This is a genomic window from Lelliottia sp. RWM.1, assembly GCF_016859735.1.
Lineage (GTDB): Bacteria > Pseudomonadota > Gammaproteobacteria > Enterobacterales > Enterobacteriaceae > Enterobacter.
Genome location: NZ_WLVC01000001.1, coordinates 78,792 through 95,778, shown reverse-complemented (window position 1 = coordinate 95,778; position 16,987 = coordinate 78,792). Strand labels below are relative to the sequence as shown.

14 protein-coding genes are annotated in these 16,987 nt (G+C 50.3%); 5 read left to right on the top strand and 9 right to left on the bottom strand.

The window, feature by feature from the left end:
- Window positions 1-10: 10 nt before the first annotated feature.
- Both GF617_RS00460 and queC read left to right on the top strand, forming a co-directional pair.
- On the top strand, window positions 11-1,711 hold the full coding sequence (locus GF617_RS00460) for an SgrR family transcriptional regulator (RefSeq protein WP_203450833.1): 1,701 nt from the start codon (window positions 11-13) through the stop codon (window positions 1,709-1,711).
- Window positions 1,712-1,777: 66 nt separating this feature from the next.
- Window positions 1,778-2,473, top strand: coding sequence for a 7-cyano-7-deazaguanine synthase QueC (gene queC, locus GF617_RS00455; protein ID WP_181623698.1), 696 nt, complete (start codon window positions 1,778-1,780; stop codon window positions 2,471-2,473).
- A 294-nt stretch (window positions 2,474-2,767) separates the two neighbouring features.
- Here the strand turns inward: queC and GF617_RS00450 are convergent, their stop codons facing one another.
- The 9 genes from GF617_RS00450 to bolA form a co-directional block, all read right to left on the bottom strand.
- Window positions 2,768-3,166 carry a YbgC/FadM family acyl-CoA thioesterase gene (locus GF617_RS00450; RefSeq protein WP_181622466.1) on the bottom strand — a complete coding sequence of 133 codons (399 nt, stop codon included), beginning with the start codon at window positions 3,164-3,166 and terminating at the stop codon, window positions 2,768-2,770.
- A 99-nt stretch (window positions 3,167-3,265) separates the two neighbouring features.
- The gene (locus tag GF617_RS00445; protein WP_181622465.1) at window positions 3,266-3,652 is read right to left on the bottom strand and encodes a helix-hairpin-helix domain-containing protein; all 387 of its coding nucleotides are present in this window, start codon (window positions 3,650-3,652) and stop codon (window positions 3,266-3,268) included.
- A 151-nt stretch (window positions 3,653-3,803) separates the two neighbouring features.
- Window positions 3,804-5,675, bottom strand: coding sequence for a peptidylprolyl isomerase (gene ppiD / locus GF617_RS00440; RefSeq protein WP_181622464.1), 1,872 nt, complete (start codon window positions 5,673-5,675; stop codon window positions 3,804-3,806).
- Window positions 5,676-5,888: 213 nt separating this feature from the next.
- Window positions 5,889-6,161: a nucleoid-associated protein HU-beta gene (gene hupB / locus GF617_RS00435; protein ID WP_002444653.1), complete on the bottom strand. Its 273-nt coding sequence runs from the start codon at window positions 6,159-6,161 to the stop codon at window positions 5,889-5,891.
- A gap of 210 nt (window positions 6,162-6,371) precedes the next feature.
- Window positions 6,372-8,726, bottom strand: coding sequence for an endopeptidase La (gene lon, locus GF617_RS00430; RefSeq protein ID WP_203450832.1), 2,355 nt, complete (start codon window positions 8,724-8,726; stop codon window positions 6,372-6,374).
- A gap of 183 nt (window positions 8,727-8,909) precedes the next feature.
- Window positions 8,910-10,184: an ATP-dependent protease ATP-binding subunit ClpX gene (clpX, locus tag GF617_RS00425; protein ID WP_064325057.1), complete on the bottom strand. Its 1,275-nt coding sequence runs from the start codon at window positions 10,182-10,184 to the stop codon at window positions 8,910-8,912.
- Between the two features lie 131 nt (window positions 10,185-10,315).
- Window positions 10,316-10,939 (bottom strand): ATP-dependent Clp endopeptidase proteolytic subunit ClpP, encoded by a 624-nt coding sequence (gene clpP / locus GF617_RS00420; protein WP_014069126.1) that lies wholly within the window; start codon window positions 10,937-10,939, stop codon window positions 10,316-10,318.
- A 258-nt stretch (window positions 10,940-11,197) separates the two neighbouring features.
- Complete coding sequence (gene tig / locus GF617_RS00415) at window positions 11,198-12,496, bottom strand: trigger factor (protein ID WP_181622462.1); 1,299 nt, start codon at window positions 12,494-12,496, stop codon at window positions 11,198-11,200.
- Window positions 12,497-12,829: 333 nt separating this feature from the next.
- A complete protein-coding gene (gene bolA, locus GF617_RS00410) occupies window positions 12,830-13,147 on the bottom strand; it encodes a transcriptional regulator BolA (protein WP_181622461.1) in 318 nt (105 codons plus the stop codon).
- 304 nt (window positions 13,148-13,451) lie between these two features.
- Between bolA and GF617_RS00405 the strand changes: the two genes are divergently transcribed.
- From GF617_RS00405 to cyoA, 3 genes are all read left to right on the top strand, one after another.
- A complete protein-coding gene (locus GF617_RS00405; RefSeq protein WP_203450831.1) occupies window positions 13,452-14,030 on the top strand; it encodes a lipoprotein in 579 nt (192 codons plus the stop codon).
- 46 nt (window positions 14,031-14,076) lie between these two features.
- A complete protein-coding gene (gene ampG, locus GF617_RS00400) occupies window positions 14,077-15,552 on the top strand; it encodes a muropeptide MFS transporter AmpG (RefSeq protein ID WP_203450830.1) in 1,476 nt (491 codons plus the stop codon).
- 477 nt (window positions 15,553-16,029) lie between these two features.
- On the top strand, window positions 16,030-16,977 hold the full coding sequence (cyoA, locus tag GF617_RS00395; RefSeq protein ID WP_181622458.1) for a cytochrome o ubiquinol oxidase subunit II: 948 nt from the start codon (window positions 16,030-16,032) through the stop codon (window positions 16,975-16,977).
- Window positions 16,978-16,987 lie beyond the last annotated feature (10 nt).

Sequence of the window (16,987 nt, the reverse complement as noted above, 5' to 3'; positions counted from 1 at the left end):
CGGGTTTATCATGCGCCAGCTTAACCGCCTCAACCAATATCAACGCCTGTGGCAGCCCTCTTCTGGTGCGCCACAACAGGTCACCGTTAGCGAGCTTGCCAGCCGTTGTTTTTGCAGCGAGCGGCATATACGTACATTGCTGCGTCAGGCGCAGGAGGCTGGCTGGTTAAGCTGGCATGCTCAATCCGGGCGTGGGAAAAGAGGCGAACTCACGTTTCATGTTACGCCGGAATCACTGCGTAATGGCATGATGGAAGAGGCGCTCAAAAGTGGGCAACAGCACAATGCGCTTGAGCTGGCGCAGCTTGCACCACAGGCATTGCGTGCGTTGCTGCATCCCTTTCTTGGCGGTCACTGGCAAAACGATACACCCACGCTGCGCATTCCCTACTATCGTCCACTCGAACCACTCAAGCCTGGCTTTTTACCCGGACGCGCGGAGCAACATCTGGTCGGGCATGTGTTCTCCGGTCTGACGCGCTTCCACGGTAACAGCAGTGAGCCCACAGGCGATCTTGCCCATCACTGGGAGGTGTCCTCAGAGGGATTACGCTGGCATTTCTACATTCGTTCAACCCTGCACTGGCACAATGGCGACAAAGTTGAAACGGACCAATTGCGCGCCAGCCTGGTCGCACTTTTTACTCTGCCAGCCCTGCGCCAGTTGTTTAACAGTGTCCAACACATCGAGGTCACTCACCCACAATGTCTGACCTTTGTATTACATCAACCGGATTACTGGCTGGCGCACCGACTGGCAAGCTATGGCAGCCGTCTTGTTCATCCAGAACAGCCGTTTACTGGAAGCGGCCCCTTCAGACTCACTGTGTTTGAGCCCGATCTGGTGCGTCTCGAAAGCCACGAGCAATACCATCTTAGCCACCCGTTGCTGAAAGCCATTGAATACTGGATCACCCCGCAACTCTTCGAGCAAGGTCTGGGAACCAGTTGCCGGCATCCGGTTCAGATTGCCATTGGCGAGCCGGATGAGCTTGCCAGCCTACGCCTGGTCAGTAATAGCACCAGCCTGGGTTTTTGTTATCTCACCCTGAAGCAAAGCCCGACTCTCAGTGAAATTCAGGCCAGACGACTGATTAACATCATCCATCGGACCACACTTCTGCACACCCTTCCCCTGGAAGAAGGGCTTATCACCCCAACGCAGGAACTCCTTCCAGGCTGGCAGATCCCCCAGTGGCCGGAAGTATCCGACATTCCTCTTCCTGAGAAATTGACGCTGGTTTATCACCTGCCCGTGGAGTTACATACCATGGCGAACCAGCTACAACATTACCTTGCACAGCAAGGCTGTCAGCTTACGGTGGTTTTTCACGATGCCAAGACGTGGGATGGCTGCCAGAAACTGGCTGACGCAGATATCATGATGGGAGACAGGCTTATAGGCGAAGCACCGGAGTATACCCTTGAGCAGTGGCTTCGCTGCGATGCTCTCTGGCCGCACCTGCTAAGTGCCCCTCAGCTTGCTCACTTACAAGCCACACTGGATGCAGTACAAACACAGTCCGATGAACATGCCCGGCAAGCCGGGCTCAAAGCGATTTTTACCCGACTCATGGAAAGTGCTGTGTTAACCCCACTTTTCAACTATCAGTATCAAATAAGCGCCCCGCCGGGAGTCAATGGCATACGGCTGAACACCCGCGGCTGGTTTGATTTTACAGAAGCCTGGCTTCCGGCGCCCAAATCGTGAAGAAGCTGGTCGCCGTCGTAGTCAGGCGGTAACATGGCGTTTTTACCGTTACTGTTGAGACTATTTATGAAACGTGCCGTCGTCGTGTTCAGCGGAGGACAAGATTCCACTACCTGCCTGATTCAGGCATTGCATCAATATGATGAAGTGCACTGTGTCACGTTTGATTATGGTCAGCGTCATCGTGCTGAAATCGACGTTGCCCGCGAACTGGCGCTGAAACTGGGCGCACGTGCGCACAAGGTACTGGATGTTACGCTGTTAAATGAACTGGCGGTGAGCAGCCTCACACGTGACAGTATTCCGGTTCCAGATTACGAACCCGATGCCAGCGGGATCCCCAATACCTTTGTACCGGGGCGCAATATCCTTTTCCTGACCCTGACCGCTATCTATGCCTATCAGGTAAAAGCCGAAGCCATCATTACGGGCGTCTGTGAGACAGATTTCTCAGGCTACCCGGACTGCCGCGATGAGTTCGTCAAAGCGCTGAATCACGCCGTCAATCTTGGAATGGCGAAAGATATCCGCTTTGAAACACCGTTAATGTGGCTTGATAAAGCAGAGACCTGGGCACTGGCAGACTACTGGGGCAAACTGGATGTAGTCCGCGCTGAAACCCTGACCTGCTATAACGGCATCAAAGGTGATGGTTGCGGTCAATGTGCTGCCTGTAATCTGCGGGCTAATGGCCTTAATCACTATCTGGCAGATAAAGCGGCGGTGATGACCGTCATGAAGAAAAAGACGGGCTTGCAGTAGCCGTCTTATTTAGCCGTGCTGTCGAACCGTTTTACGCTGGCAGCACAGGTGACGTCCATCAGCGTCGGATTACCGTTATCTGGCAGGATTCTGCGCCGCTGCTGATTCCCCTTTTCTGCACAGTCAACTCGCACAAGGATCCGAGACTCACATCCGGATCCTTACGACTCATCTTTTTCAACCTGCCCGTAAACGAGATCTTTCCGTCCCGGGTCCGGTAACGCTCAACGACGTTATCCCTGTTTATCGCTCTATCCCTGAAAATGATATTTATCTTTTATAAAAGACAAAATGTTAGACGATGATCTGCTCCAGCTTTTCGCGTAACGCCCCTTCCAGTGGCAACGCTTTTTGGGTTTTGAGATCAAGACAGACAAAGGTAATCAATGCATCAGCCACCACTTGTCCTTCAGGCTCCAGCGTAACCACCTGACTGAGCACACCACTTTTTCCGTTAAGCTGCTGCACCTGGCTTGTGACCGTAAGCAGATCGCCCAATACCGCCGGACGGCGATAGTTGATATTGATATTTGCGACCACAAACGCGATGTTGTGTGCGGTCAGCCACTGAAAGCTTTCGCTGTTTTCCAGTCCATCCCAACGCGCCTCTTCAAGAAACTCGAGATAGCGGGCGTTATTGACATGTTGGTACACATCCAGGTGATAACCACGTACTTTGATTTTTGTCTGCATAGCGCAATAGCCTTTACTGTTGTTATAGGATTAGAGGTCATAACTGGTATGACCTCTCTATCCTGGCAAATTTTTGCCACTGTGCAAGTTATTACGCGATTACAACGTCAGGCGTGCGAGGTTGCGCTCAACCAGCGAACTGCCCATTCCTGGCACGTGTTTAAGATCGTCAATCGTTTTAAAGGGGCCGTACTCATCACGGTAACTGACAATAGCCTGCGCCTTCTTGAGCCCCACACCATTCATAGCTCGAGCGAGATCCTCAGCCGAGGCAGAGTTAATGCTGACCCGGGTTCCTTCGTCTTCACTATGATTCCCCCCCTCCACCGCTTTTGCTTGCACTGACGCCTGTGCATTTGCGGCAGGCTCGGCTTTTGTCTGGACTGATTGTGTTTTTGCCACTGATACCGCTGCAAATGCTGGTTGTACGAAGCCAGTGCTGGTGATAGTCAGAGCAATAATGAGGGCTTTAATTCCATGTTTCATGCTGTTATCTCCTTGTTTGTTGACAGCCACACAACGATAGCCATACCACGAAACGGGGACAAACAGCAGATTGAAGAAATGGAAAAGGCCGCGAAAGCGGCCTTTAGATATTGCAGAGCGTTACGAAAATCTGCGAGCAGACACGTAATGATTACTGCTGGGTAATAATGTCACCCAGTTTAATTTTGGCTTCTTTGCGCAGGTTGCTCATCATCGCCTCGAAAGCAATTTGGGCATTGTTCTGGGTAATCCCCTGAACCATGGCTTTTTTCTGCTCTTCTGGCATTGTGCCCGCTTTTACTTCGTCCAGGGCCAACAGGACAACATTGCCTTTCATATCGCTGGCAATACCAAAGCTCGGTTTGCCCTTCGCTGGCAGCCCCAGGCTAAATGCAGCCTGGCTAACAGGATCTTGTCCCGTACGGCTCAGCGTTTTCGCTTCCCCGAAACTCAGGCCTACTGCTTTCAGCGCATCATCGCCCTTACCGGCTTTCAACTCAGCCAGAACTTTCTCAGCATCCAGTTTTGCCTGCTGTTCCGCTTTGTTATGTTTAACCAGTGCAATAACCTGATCTTTCACTTCGGTCAGCGGTTTTACAGACTCAGCTTTGTGCTCGCTCACGCGCAGTATGAAGGCACGATCGCCATCTACGGTAATGATGTCAGAGTTGCTGCCCGGAGTGCCATTCTCGCCCACCAGCCCACCATTAAAGATGGCGTCAGAAACGGGTTTGAAATTCAGCTCTTCCGGCAGGTTGTCGTGACCGAACCAGCCCGTTTCAACGGCTTTCACACCAGCAACCTGCTCTGCCCCTGCAAGTGATTCATTATCATTGCTGGCGGCATCGCTCACTTTTTGCTGCAGCGCATAGAACGCATCCAGTGCTTTTTCCTGCTTCACTTTAGCCGCGATATCATCACGAACGTCAGCCAGAGGCTTGGTTTTTGCGGCTTCAATATCGTCCAGGCGCGCAACCAGGAAACCGACGGAGGATTTGATCACACCTGACAGTTGGCCTTTCTCTTTCAGGCCCGCATTTTTCAGCTCATCCGGCGTCGTGCCATCTTCCAGCCACCCCATATCTCCGCCATTTTTTGCCGAGATAATATCAGTGGATTTTGCTTTTGCTACGGTTGCAAAATCAGCCCCTTTTGAAAGCTCATCCAGAACCGCTTTTGCATCATCTTCCGTTTTGGTCTGGATGACGCTGTAACGATTACGCTGGGGTTGCGTGAATTGATCCTGATGCTGGTCGTAGTAAGACTGGATATCTGCGTCTGATGCCGTTTCCTGTAACGCAGCTGCATCAAGTTTGATATAGCTCACGCGGAACTGCTCCGGCGCAACAAAATTACTCTTGTTCTGCTCGTAGTAAGCGTTAACTTCCGCATCACTGACCTGTTGCTTAGCAGCCAGAGCATCTACATCAAGCGTTGCTTCACGAACAACACGCTGCTGAGCCACCAGCGCAGCCAGTTCGTCCGTTTCGCCTTTGAGCATAAAATCAGTCCCCACAACAGCATTGATGAGCTGTTGGGTCGTCAGTTGATTGCGCAGCGCCTGTGCGTATTGATCAGCCGTCATGCCCATCTGGTTCACGATGGCGTTGTAACGGGTGTTATCGAATTTACCGTTAGACTGGAATGCCTGAGTGGCGAAGATGGCATTTTTGACCTGCTCATCACTGATGCCTAAGCCCAGGTGTTTAGCATACTGGTCCAGGAGCGCTTCATCGATAAGGCGGTTCAACGTTTGCTGACGCAGCGTTTTCATGTAGCCTTCGTTCGCTGCCAGCTCAGAGAACTGATCGCCCAGCTGTTGCTGCATACGATTACGTTCACCAGCAAAGGCGTTCTCGAACTGCCCGCGGCTGATTTCCTGGCCATTCACTTTTGCGGCGTAGTTGCTGCTACCGCCGATCAGGTAACTACTCACGCCGGTCAATATGAACGACACGATAATGATACCGAAAATAATCTTGAGCACGAGACTGTTAGCAGCCGTGCGTAAGCTGTCCATCATGGTGTAACAACACTCCGCTGTAGGTGACTGGTTACCTGACGCTGACGGAAAATCCTGACCGTCGCGCGTAAAGACGTATTGTGACAAGAAACCGGGGCAATTGTCAGCCCACAACTCGCATAAACTCGCACAAATCAGGCCTGGACAAACAAAAAAGGCACATCAAATGATGCGCCCTTGTACTTTTTCGGCTTCCCTGAAGCGAGAAAGCTATCAGTTCACTGCGTCTTTCAGCGCTTTACCTGCACGGAAACCAGGTACTTTAGCGGCAGCAATGGTGATCTCTTTACCGGTCTGAGGGTTGCGGCCAGTACGGGCAGCACGCTCTTTAACAGCAAAAGTACCGAAACCTACCAGCGCAACGTCATCCCCAGCTTGCAGAGATTCAGTAACAGAAGCAATTAAAGCATCTAACGCACGTCCAGCTGCAGCTTTAGAAATATCAGCACCCGCAGCAATTTTGTCAATCAGTTGAGATTTATTCACTCTTCTCTTCCTCTCTTTATAATTTATATCGCGCCTGAATCCTTCACAACGCGACCGCGCAGCAGTTATATCAGGCCTGCCATGACCTTACAACACCCGTTGTTGATGGCTAACCCAATCAGCAATCTAAATTAGCTATACAAAAAAAGGCTGGCAAGTCCGAAATGACTTACCAGCCTTGTTTTTATTGACGCTCTTTGCGCGAGGTCACTATTTTGCGGTTACAACCTGCATTCCAGAAGGTTCATTCTGTAATGCAAGAGTAAGAACTTCCTCAATGCGTTTCACCGGATGGATCTCCAAATCGGCAATAACATTGTCCGGGATCTCTTCCAGATCGCGCTTGTTCTCATAAGGAATCAATACCGTTTTGATTCCTCCACGATGTGCCGCGAGCAGTTTTTCCTTCAGACCACCGATAGGCAATACCAGTCCACGCAAGGTAATTTCACCGGTCATCGCCACATCAGCACGTACCGGGTTACCCGTCAAACAAGACACCAGCGCAGTACACATTGCAATACCGGCACTTGGACCGTCTTTCGGCGTCGCACCTTCAGGAACGTGAACGTGGATGTCGCGTTTTTCGTAAAAGTCCGGGTTGATACCCAGTTTTTCCGCGCGCGCGCGCACCACTGTCAGCGCTGCCTGAATGGACTCCTGCATCACTTCACCCAGAGAACCGGTGTAGGTCAGTTTACCTTTACCTGGAACACAGGCGGTTTCGATGGTCAGCAGATCGCCACCTACTTCCGTCCATGCCAGACCAGTTACCTGGCCCACGCGGTTTTCGTTATCCGCACGACCGTAGTCGAAACGCTGAACGCCCAGGTATTCGTGTAGGTTGTCACCGTTGATCTCAATGTGCTTAAGGGTTTTATCCAACAGCAGTTGTTTAACCGCTTTACGGCACAATTTTGAAATTTCACGTTCCAGGCTACGAACGCCCGCTTCACGCGTGTAGTAGCGAATGATGCTGATGATTGCACTATCGTCTACTGTAATCTCGCTTTCTTTCAGTGCATTACGCTCGATCTGTTTCGATAGCAGATGGCGTTTAGCGATGTTCAGCTTTTCATCTTCCGTGTAACCGGACAAACGGATCACTTCCATACGATCCAGCAGTGGCGCCGGAATATTCATGGAATTTGACGTTGCAACGAACATGACGTCGCTCAGATCGTAGTCCACTTCCAGATAGTGATCGCTGAAAGCTACGTTCTGCTCTGGATCCAATACCTCAAGCAAGGCTGACGCCGGATCGCCACGCATGTCTGAAGACATTTTGTCGATCTCATCGAGCAGGAATAATGGGTTTTTAACGCCCACTTTTGCCATTTTCTGGATCAGTTTACCCGGCATAGAACCAATGTACGTACGGCGGTGACCGCGGATTTCCGCTTCATCGCGTACGCCGCCCAGCGCCATACGGATGTACTTACGTCCGGTCGCTTTGGCAATGGACTGACCCAGCGAGGTTTTACCCACCCCTGGAGGCCCTACCAGGCACAGGATTGGACCTTTCAGTTTGTTCACACGGCTCTGAACCGCAAGGTATTCAAGAATACGGTCTTTGACACGTTCCAGGCCATAATGGTCAGTATCGAGGATTTCCTGTGCCTGACGCAGGTCTTTCTTGACCTTGCTACGAGCATTCCACGGAACCTGAACCATCCACTCGATATAGCCACGCACAACGGTCGCTTCTGCCGACATCGGAGACATCATTTTCAGCTTCTGCAATTCTGCTTCAGCTTTCTCTTTGGCCTCTTTCGGCATCTTCGCCGCATCGATCTTACGCTTCAGCGCTTCGTTTTCGTCCGGGGCATCATCCATCTCACCGAGTTCTTTCTGAATCGCTTTCATTTGCTCATTCAGATAGTACTCACGCTGGGATTTCTCCATCTGCTTTTTCACGCGGTTGCGAATACGCTTCTCAACCTGCAACAGATCGATTTCGGATTCCATCATCGCCATCAGATATTCCAGACGTTCATTTACGTCGGACATTTCCAGCACAGACTGTTTGTCAGCCAACTTCAGCGGCATGTGTGCAGCGATGGTATCCGCCAGACGCGCAGGATCGTCGATGCTGTTAAGCGACGTCAGCACTTCTGGTGGGATTTTCTTGTTCAGCTTGATATAGCCTTCAAACTGGCTAATCGCGGTGCGCACAAGCACTTCCTGCTCACGCTCATCAAGCTGCGGAGAATCAAGGTACTCTGCCTTCGCAGAGAAATGTTCGCCATTATCAGACAGAGTGGTAATACGCGCACGCTGCAAGCCTTCTACCAGCACTTTGACAGTGCCATCAGGCAGCTTCAGCATTTGTAAAATAGAGGCCACGGTCCCGACGGTGAAAAGATCGTTTACACCCGGCTCATCCGTTGATGCTTCTTTCTGCGCAACCAGCATGATTTTTTTATCATGATCCATGGCGGCTTCAAGGCAACGGATAGATTTTTCCCGCCCTACAAATAAGGGTATGACCATGTGCGGATAAACCACCACATCGCGCAACGGCAATACGGGGATTTCAATGCGTTCAGAACGCTCAGGATTCATAGAGCTCTCTCTTAGTTTAGTGTCCGCCAGGTAATCAGGTTGCACGACTGTGCTTCACGCAACCATTAACATGTAACCAGTATATGGGGATGTTTCCCACACATTCAACGCCATGAATACGGAAAAAGTAAAGGGGGGATAAAATCCCCCCTTTTTGATTAACTGCTTGTATGATTTGGCTAATTATTCACCAGATGCTTGTTGCGCTTCCGGCTTACCATAAATCAACAGTGGCTTAGACTGGCCACCAATCACAGACTCGTCGATAACTACTTTCTCGACATCTTCCATGGACGGTAAATCGTACATGGTGTCAAGAAGAGCGGCTTCTACGATGGAACGCAAGCCACGAGCACCGGTTTTACGCGCCATCGCTTTTTTGGCAATAGCATCCAGTGCTTCATCGCGGAATTCCAGATCTACACCTTCGAGGTTAAACAGTGCCTGATACTGCTTAGTCAGCGCATTTTTCGGCTCTTTCAGGATCTGAATCAGCGCATCTTCACTCAGTTCATTCAGCGTTGCCACAACAGGCAGACGGCCGATGAACTCAGGAATCAGGCCAAATTTGATCAGATCTTCCGGCTCAACCTGTGACAGCAATTCGCCTTCGTTCGGTTTCTCAGACGTCGCTTTCACCGTTGCACCAAAACCAATGCCGGAGCCGGTTTCCACGCGATGTGAGATCACCTTATCCAGGCCGGCAAATGCGCCACCACAAATAAACAGGATTTTAGAGGTATCAACCTGTAAAAACTCCTGCTGCGGGTGTTTACGTCCACCCTGAGGAGGAACTGCCGCCACTGTACCTTCAATCAGCTTCAGCAGTGCCTGCTGAACACCTTCACCGGAAACATCACGGGTAATAGATGGGTTATCCGATTTGCGGGAAATCTTGTCGATCTCATCGATGTACACGATACCGCGCTGCGCTTTCTGCACATCGTAATCGCACTTCTGCAACAGCTTCTGAATGATGTTTTCTACGTCTTCACCCACATAACCGGCTTCGGTCAGTGTTGTCGCATCCGCCATGGTAAACGGAACGTCCAGCAGGCGTGCCAGGGTCTCAGCCAGCAGCGTTTTACCGGAACCCGTCGGGCCAATCAGCAGAATGTTACTTTTACCCAGTTCTACGCCATTGCTGGTATCGCCATTGCGCAGACGCTTGTAGTGGTTATATACCGCCACCGCCAGCACTTTTTTAGCCTGTTCCTGACCGATAACATAGTCGTCAAGATGATGACGAATCTCATGCGGGGTCGGTAACGCGCTACGCTCACGGTGAGGCGCGACTTCTTTAATCTCTTCGCGAATGATGTCATTACATAAATCGACACATTCGTCGCAGATATACACGGACGGCCCGGCAATCAGTTTACGCACTTCATGCTGGCTTTTGCCGCAAAAAGAGCAGTACAGCAGTTTGCCCGAACCATCTTTGCGTTTATCTGTCATGAGTCAAAACCTCTTTTTAAGTTCTTTGTGCCGCACATGACGACGCAAATGCCATTCTCAGACGCAAGCTGCTTGCTATCAAGCAGCGTACCGCCCTACCTTAGTATAGCGGCACACTTGCGCCGTGGGCATCAATTACGATGGGTCAAAACGGAGTCGACTAAACCGTACTCAACTGCCTCTGGTGCAGAGAGGAAGCGATCGCGCTCGGTGTCGCGCTCGATCTGCTCAAGAGATTGACCCGTATGCTGCGCCATAAGTTCATTCATGCGCGCTTTTACTTTCAGGATTTCGCGGGCGTGGATTTCAATATCTGTCGCCTGCCCCTGATATCCGCCCAGCGGTTGGTGAATCATCACGCGGGAGTTTGGCAAACAGAAGCGCTTACCTTTTGCCCCTGCAGTTAACAAGAAGGCCCCCATGGACGCGGCCTGCCCCATACAAATGGTGCTCACATCAGGCTTGATGAATTGCATGGTGTCATAGATAGACATACCAGCCGTGATTACGCCACCCGGCGAGTTAATATACAGGTAAATGTCTTTCTCTGGGTTTTCCGCTTCCAGAAACAGCATCTGCGCCACGATCAGGTTAGCCATGTGGTCTTCCACCTGGCCGGTCAGAAAGATAACGCGTTCCTTGAGCAGACGGGAATAGATATCAAAAGAACGCTCACCACGGGAGGTCTGTTCAATAACCATTGGCACCAGAGCCATATGGGGTGCAAAGTTATCTCGTTCGCCACTGTATGACATTTCCGTCTCCTGGATCAAAATTGAAAACACCTGCTGTACTGATTGTAACCTTATGGACGGATTATCAGCCAGTCTCATTCATCGTGATTACACACTTATGGGGTTCGTATCGCCCTATTTCAAGCATAACAATGTTTTGTTGTTACGCTAACACTGAAAGGGCCTTTTAGCACTCTTCCAGGGCTATTGCTGCGATAAAAAAAACCCGCCGCCAAAAGGCAACGGGTTTTTGTTCAAACTTTAAACCGTTGGGCGAAATTACGCCTGCTGGTTCATCAGTTCGTTGAAGGAAGTTGCTTTCTCGGACACTTTAGCTTTCGCCAGTACCGCTTCAACAGCCTGTTCTTCCAGTGCCACGTTACGCATGTTGTCCATCAGTTCTTTGTTTTTACCATAGAACTCAACAACTTCAGACGGATCTTCGTAAGCTGAAGCCATTTCTTCGATCAGACCTTTCACACGCTCTTCGTCAGCCTGCAGTTCGTGGGTACGAATCACTTCGCCCAGCAGCAGACCCACAACAACGCGGCGTTTAGCCTGCTCTTCGAACAGTTCACGCGGCAGCTCCATCGCTTGCTGCTGGTTGCCACCGAAACGCTGTGCAGCCTGACGGCGCAGTACGTCGATTTCGCTGTCGATCAGTGCAGCGGGAACATCGATTTCGTTCGCTTTCACCAGGCCTTCGATCGCCTGAGATTTCACACGGTTACGCACAGCACCATTCAGCTCGCGCTCCATGTTTTTACGAACTTCAGCACGCAGGCCTGCTACGGAACCATCTTCCACGCCGAAACGTTTGATGAATTCTTCAGTCAGTTCTGGCAGTTCGCGCTCTTCAACTTTCTTCAGGTTGATGACGAACTTCGCTGCTTTACCTTTCAGGTTTTCAGCGTGATATTCTTCAGGGAAGGTCACGTCGATGGTGAATTCTTCGCCCGCTTTACGGCCTTTAATACCGTCTTCGAAACCAGGGATCATACGACCCTGGCCCATTGCCAGTACGAAGTCAGACGCTTTGCCACCTTCGAACTCTTCACCATCTACAGAGCCGGTGAAGTCGATAGTTACGCGGTCTTCTGCATCAACAGCGCCTTCTTTATCTTTCCAGGTCGCCTGCTGCTTGCGCAGAGTATCCAGCATTCCGTCCACGTCTTCGTCAGTCACGGAAACAACTGGTTTTTCAACTTCAATAGTTTCCAGACCTTTCAGCTCAACTTCTGGATACACTTCAAACTCTACAGAGTAGGTGAAGTCTTCACCCAGTTTGTATTCGCCCGGAACATAGTTCGGTGCGCCAGCTGGATTGATTTTTTCTTTGATGATCGCGTCAATGAAGTTGCGGCTCATCAGCTCACCCAGAACGTCCTGGCGAACAGACGCGCCATAACGCTGAGCAACAACATTCATCGGGACTTTACCTTTACGGAAGCCGTCGATACGTACTTTTTTTGCTACGTTGACCAGCTCGCTTTTCACAGCGTTTTCGATGCTGTCAGCAGCGATAGTAATCGTTACACGGCGGCCAAGGCCTTGAGTGGTTTCAACTGAAACTTGCATCTTGTTACCTCAAAAAAATCATAGTGCTCGGTCAACTCTGAATTTGCCTTGCAATACCGGGATGCTCTCTATATTTAGCAGAATCACATTCCCTGTCGCCAGAATCATCCCGAAGACATTCATTAAGACGCGGCATTATAGCGGCATCACTTAGGTGAGTCGAGAACGGTTGGGGCATGTTGCTGCGGCTTTTTTCACAATTTAAGGCTATTTTTAGCCTTAAAAACGCACCATCCGCTCAAAACTCAGACAAAACAAAACGGCCCGGAGGCCGCTTTGACGTAATCTGTATGCAACATACTGGAAAAACTCCAGCGGTTGCAAATACGATTTTCAGGCGATGCTGCCCGCACCACGGCATGCCGGGGAGGCGAAAACCGTATCCTGCAATCCTTCCCATTCTTTGATGGTATAAGTGTGTAACGCCAGCGCGTGCACAGTCGTCGAAAGTTCCGCCGTCAACGTACTGTAAATCATACGATGTCGGTTAAGAAAACGTTCTCCTGCGAAGCGATCGCTGACCAAAACAACTTTAAAATGGCTTTCAGACCCTGCCGGTACGTTATGACGATAGCTCTCGTCGACGACTTCGAGGAACACGGGATTGAACGCAGCCCTTAATTTATCTTCTATCTGCTCACGTATCATCATGAAATTACTCCTCCGACAACGCTAAGATGTCACCCATCCCTTTAAATGTTAGCCGCTTTTACCGTTTCCATTACAACAAGACAACAAATATTTAGCGTTCGTCTGATTTTCTCATCCAAACGAATGAAGTTCACTATGAGCCTCATACGTTTTAGCTCTGATACGTTGAGAAAATAGATGAACTGGTCGGATTTCGGACAAGGCGATGAATTTACATGCGTTGACCACTTCCCCTCGCCGTTAGCGATGTTATGATGGCGGCAATTTTTATCTCTAATGCTTACGATTCGTTGAGAACCCGAAAATGTTAAAAAAAATCTTCTTTCCGTTGGTAGCACTTTTTATGCTGGCCGGTTGCGCAACCCCGCCAACGACGATTGATGTGTCACCTAAGATCACACTGCCACAGCAAGACCCCAGCCTGATGGGCGTTACCGTGAGCATTAACGGTGCAGATCAGCGTCAGGATCAGGCGCTCGCAAAAGTGGTGCGTGATAACCAACAAGTGACACTGACCGCCTCCCGCGACCTGCGTTTCCTGCTGCAAGAAGTTCTGGAAAAACAGATGACCTCTCGCGGTTATATGGTTGGCCCAAGCGGTGCGGTTGATCTACAAATCATCGTGAACAACCTGTATGCAGACGTTTCCCAGGGCAACGTGCGCTACAACATCTCGACCAAAGCCGAGATCGCTATCATCGCCACCGCGAAGAACGGCAACAAAATGACGAAAAATTATCGTGCCAGCTACTCTGTTGAAGGTGCTTTCCAGGCAACCAACAAGAATATTGCTAACGCGGTTAACAGTGTGCTGACCGACACCATCTCTGATATGGCGCAAGACACCAGCATCCACGACTTTATCAAGCAGAACGCTCGTTAATCCTGCTTTCTGACCCGGTGCTTCGCCGGGTCAGCCTTAAGAAAACATGTCCAGTCACTACTTACGCATTTTTCAGCAACCTAAATCAGCCATTCTGCTGATCCTTGGTTTTGCCTCCGGCTTACCTCTCGCGCTCACCTCCGGCACATTACAGGCCTGGATGACCGTCGAGAATATCGATCTTAAAACCATTGGGTTCTTCTCCCTCGTCGGCCAGGCTTACGTCTTCAAGTTCCTGTGGTCACCCGTTATGGACCGCTACACGCCACCGTTTTTGGGGCGTCGTCGTGGCTGGTTAGTGATGACGCAAATTCTGTTACTGCTGGCCATCGCTGCAATGGGATTCCTTGAACCTTCGACGCAATTGCGCTGGATGGCGGCGCTTGCTGTAGTCATTGCCTTTTGTTCAGCATCGCAGGATATCGTGTTTGATGCCTGGAAAACGGACGTATTGCCTGCGGAAGAACGCGGTGCGGGAGCGGCAATTAGCGTGCTGGGGTATCGTCTGGGGATGTTGGTCTCTGGTGGCCTGGCTCTCTGGCTGGCCGACAGATACCTCGGCTGGCAGGGGATGTACTGGCTGATGGCCATCCTGCTGATTCCTTGTATTATCGCCACCTTTTTCGCTCCCGAACCCAGCGATGTTATTCCCGTGCCACGGTCACTGGAGCAGGCTGTTGCTGAACCACTGCGGGACTTTTTTGGCCGTAACAATGCCTGGCTGATTTTACTGCTTATTGTGATGTATAAGCTGGGTGATGCATTTGCCATGAGCCTGACGACCACTTTTCTTATTCGCGGTGTCGGATTTGATGCCGGGGAAGTGGGGGTTGTGAATAAAACGCTGGGTCTCTTTGCAACTATCGTGGGAGCACTTTACGGCGGCGTGCTAATGCAGCGCCTGTCGCTATTCCGCGCACTGCTGATCTTTGGCATTTTGCAGGGGATCTCTAACGCAGGTTACTGGCTGTTGTCTGTCACAGACAAACATATGATCAGCATGGCCGCCGCCGTTTTCTTTGAAAACCTGTGTGGCGGCATGGGAACTGCAGCGTTTGTCGCGCTGCTGATGACCCTCTGTAATAAATCATTTTCCGCCACCCAGTTTGCTTTGCTCTCTGCACTTTCAGCGGTGGGCCGTGTTTATGTTGGCCCGATTGCAGGCTGGTTTGTTGAAGCACATGGCTGGCCTACGTTTTATCTCTTTTCTGTCGTTGCAGCAGTGCCAGGAATAGTATTATTGCTGGTTTGTCGCCATACGCTGGAATATACGCAGAAAACGGAACACTTTATACCGCGGACAGAATATCAACGAGCCTATCGTTTTGCGCTGCGTCTGTTGATGATGGGTTGTGTGGCGCTGGCGTTGTGGCTTGTCGTGCTGACGATCAACGCGACAACCTCCGCAGAACTGCCTTTCTCCTCGCTGCTGCTGGACATTGGCGCTCTGCTGGCCATCATTGGCATTCTGACAGGTGGCACTCTCGATTTTCTGGCGTTGCGTAAAACGCCGATGGCATGAAGTAAAAAGCGAAAGGTTATTTCCCGTTGTAATCACCATGCGGAATTATAACGGTGAAATAACCGCCATCCGATAAAAAAATATTTGTTGTTTCGTGCGCAATAATATTTGGAAATTATTGGAGCCTGCTTTAGTAAGCTATTTTTCATTAAACGATTCAGCACCGGAAAGATTGAATATTCGTTTTTTAATTGTCTTTTTATTGATGCTTAATTGTTAATTATTTGTGTATTTTTGACAATGGTTATACCAATTGCCCCTTTTAGGGTATGCTTGAGATTCCTTTCGTTATAATGCCCGTCCCATGGGACTTTCACCTTAAAAAACGACATAATTTGCAACACATGTGACATGTGCGGCAGAACCCAGTAACACCTTCCTGACACAGCCCTAATGATGTTTACAGTAATGTAACCTTCCCGTAAAATGCCCCCACACTTTAAACGCCACCAGACTCCGTGGAATTGAGGTCGTTAAATGAGACTCAGGAAATACAATAAAAGTTTGGGATGGTTGTCATTATTAGCAGGTACTGTATTACTCAGTGGCTGTAATTCTGCACTACTTGACCCCAAAGGACAGATTGGACTGGAACAACGCTCACTGATTCTGACGGCTTTTGGCCTGATGATGATTGTGGTTATTCCTGCCGTTTTGATGGCTGTTGGTTTCGCCTGGAAGTACCGTGCGAGCAATAAAGATGCGAAGTATAGCCCTAACTGGTCACACTCCAATAAAGTGGAAGCTGTGGTCTGGACAGTGCCAATTCTGATCATCCTGTTCCTTGCCGTACTGACATGGAAAACCACTCACGCGCTTGAGCCAAGCAAACCGCTGGTTCACGATGAAAAACCGATTACCATCGAAGTGGTCTCCATGGACTGGAAATGGTTCTTCATCTACCCGGAACAAGGCATTGCTACCGTGAATGAAATCGCCTTCCCGGCGAACACTCCGGTTCAGTTCAAAGTGACGTCCAACTCCGTGATGAACTCCTTCTTCATCCCGCGTCTGGGTAGCCAGATTTACGCGATGGCCGGTATGCAAACGAACCTGCATCTGATCGCGAATGAAGCAGGCACCTACGATGGTATCTCCGCCAGCTATAGCGGCAAGGGCTTCTCTGGTATGAAGTTCAAAGCTATCGCTACGCCGGACCGTGCCGCTTTCGACCAATGGGTTGCTACAGCGAAACAGTCACAGAACACCATGTCTGACATGGCGGCGTTCGACAAAGTGGCTGCACCTAGCGAATACAACAAGGTGGAGTACTTCTCTAACGTGAAACCTGATTTGTTCAAAGACGTTGTTGGCAAATTTATGGATCACGGCAAGAGCATGAACATGACCCAACCTGAAGGCGAGCACAGCGCGCACGAAGGTATGGAAGGCATGGACATGAGCCACGCGGAAACCGCTCACTAAGGGGCCGAGG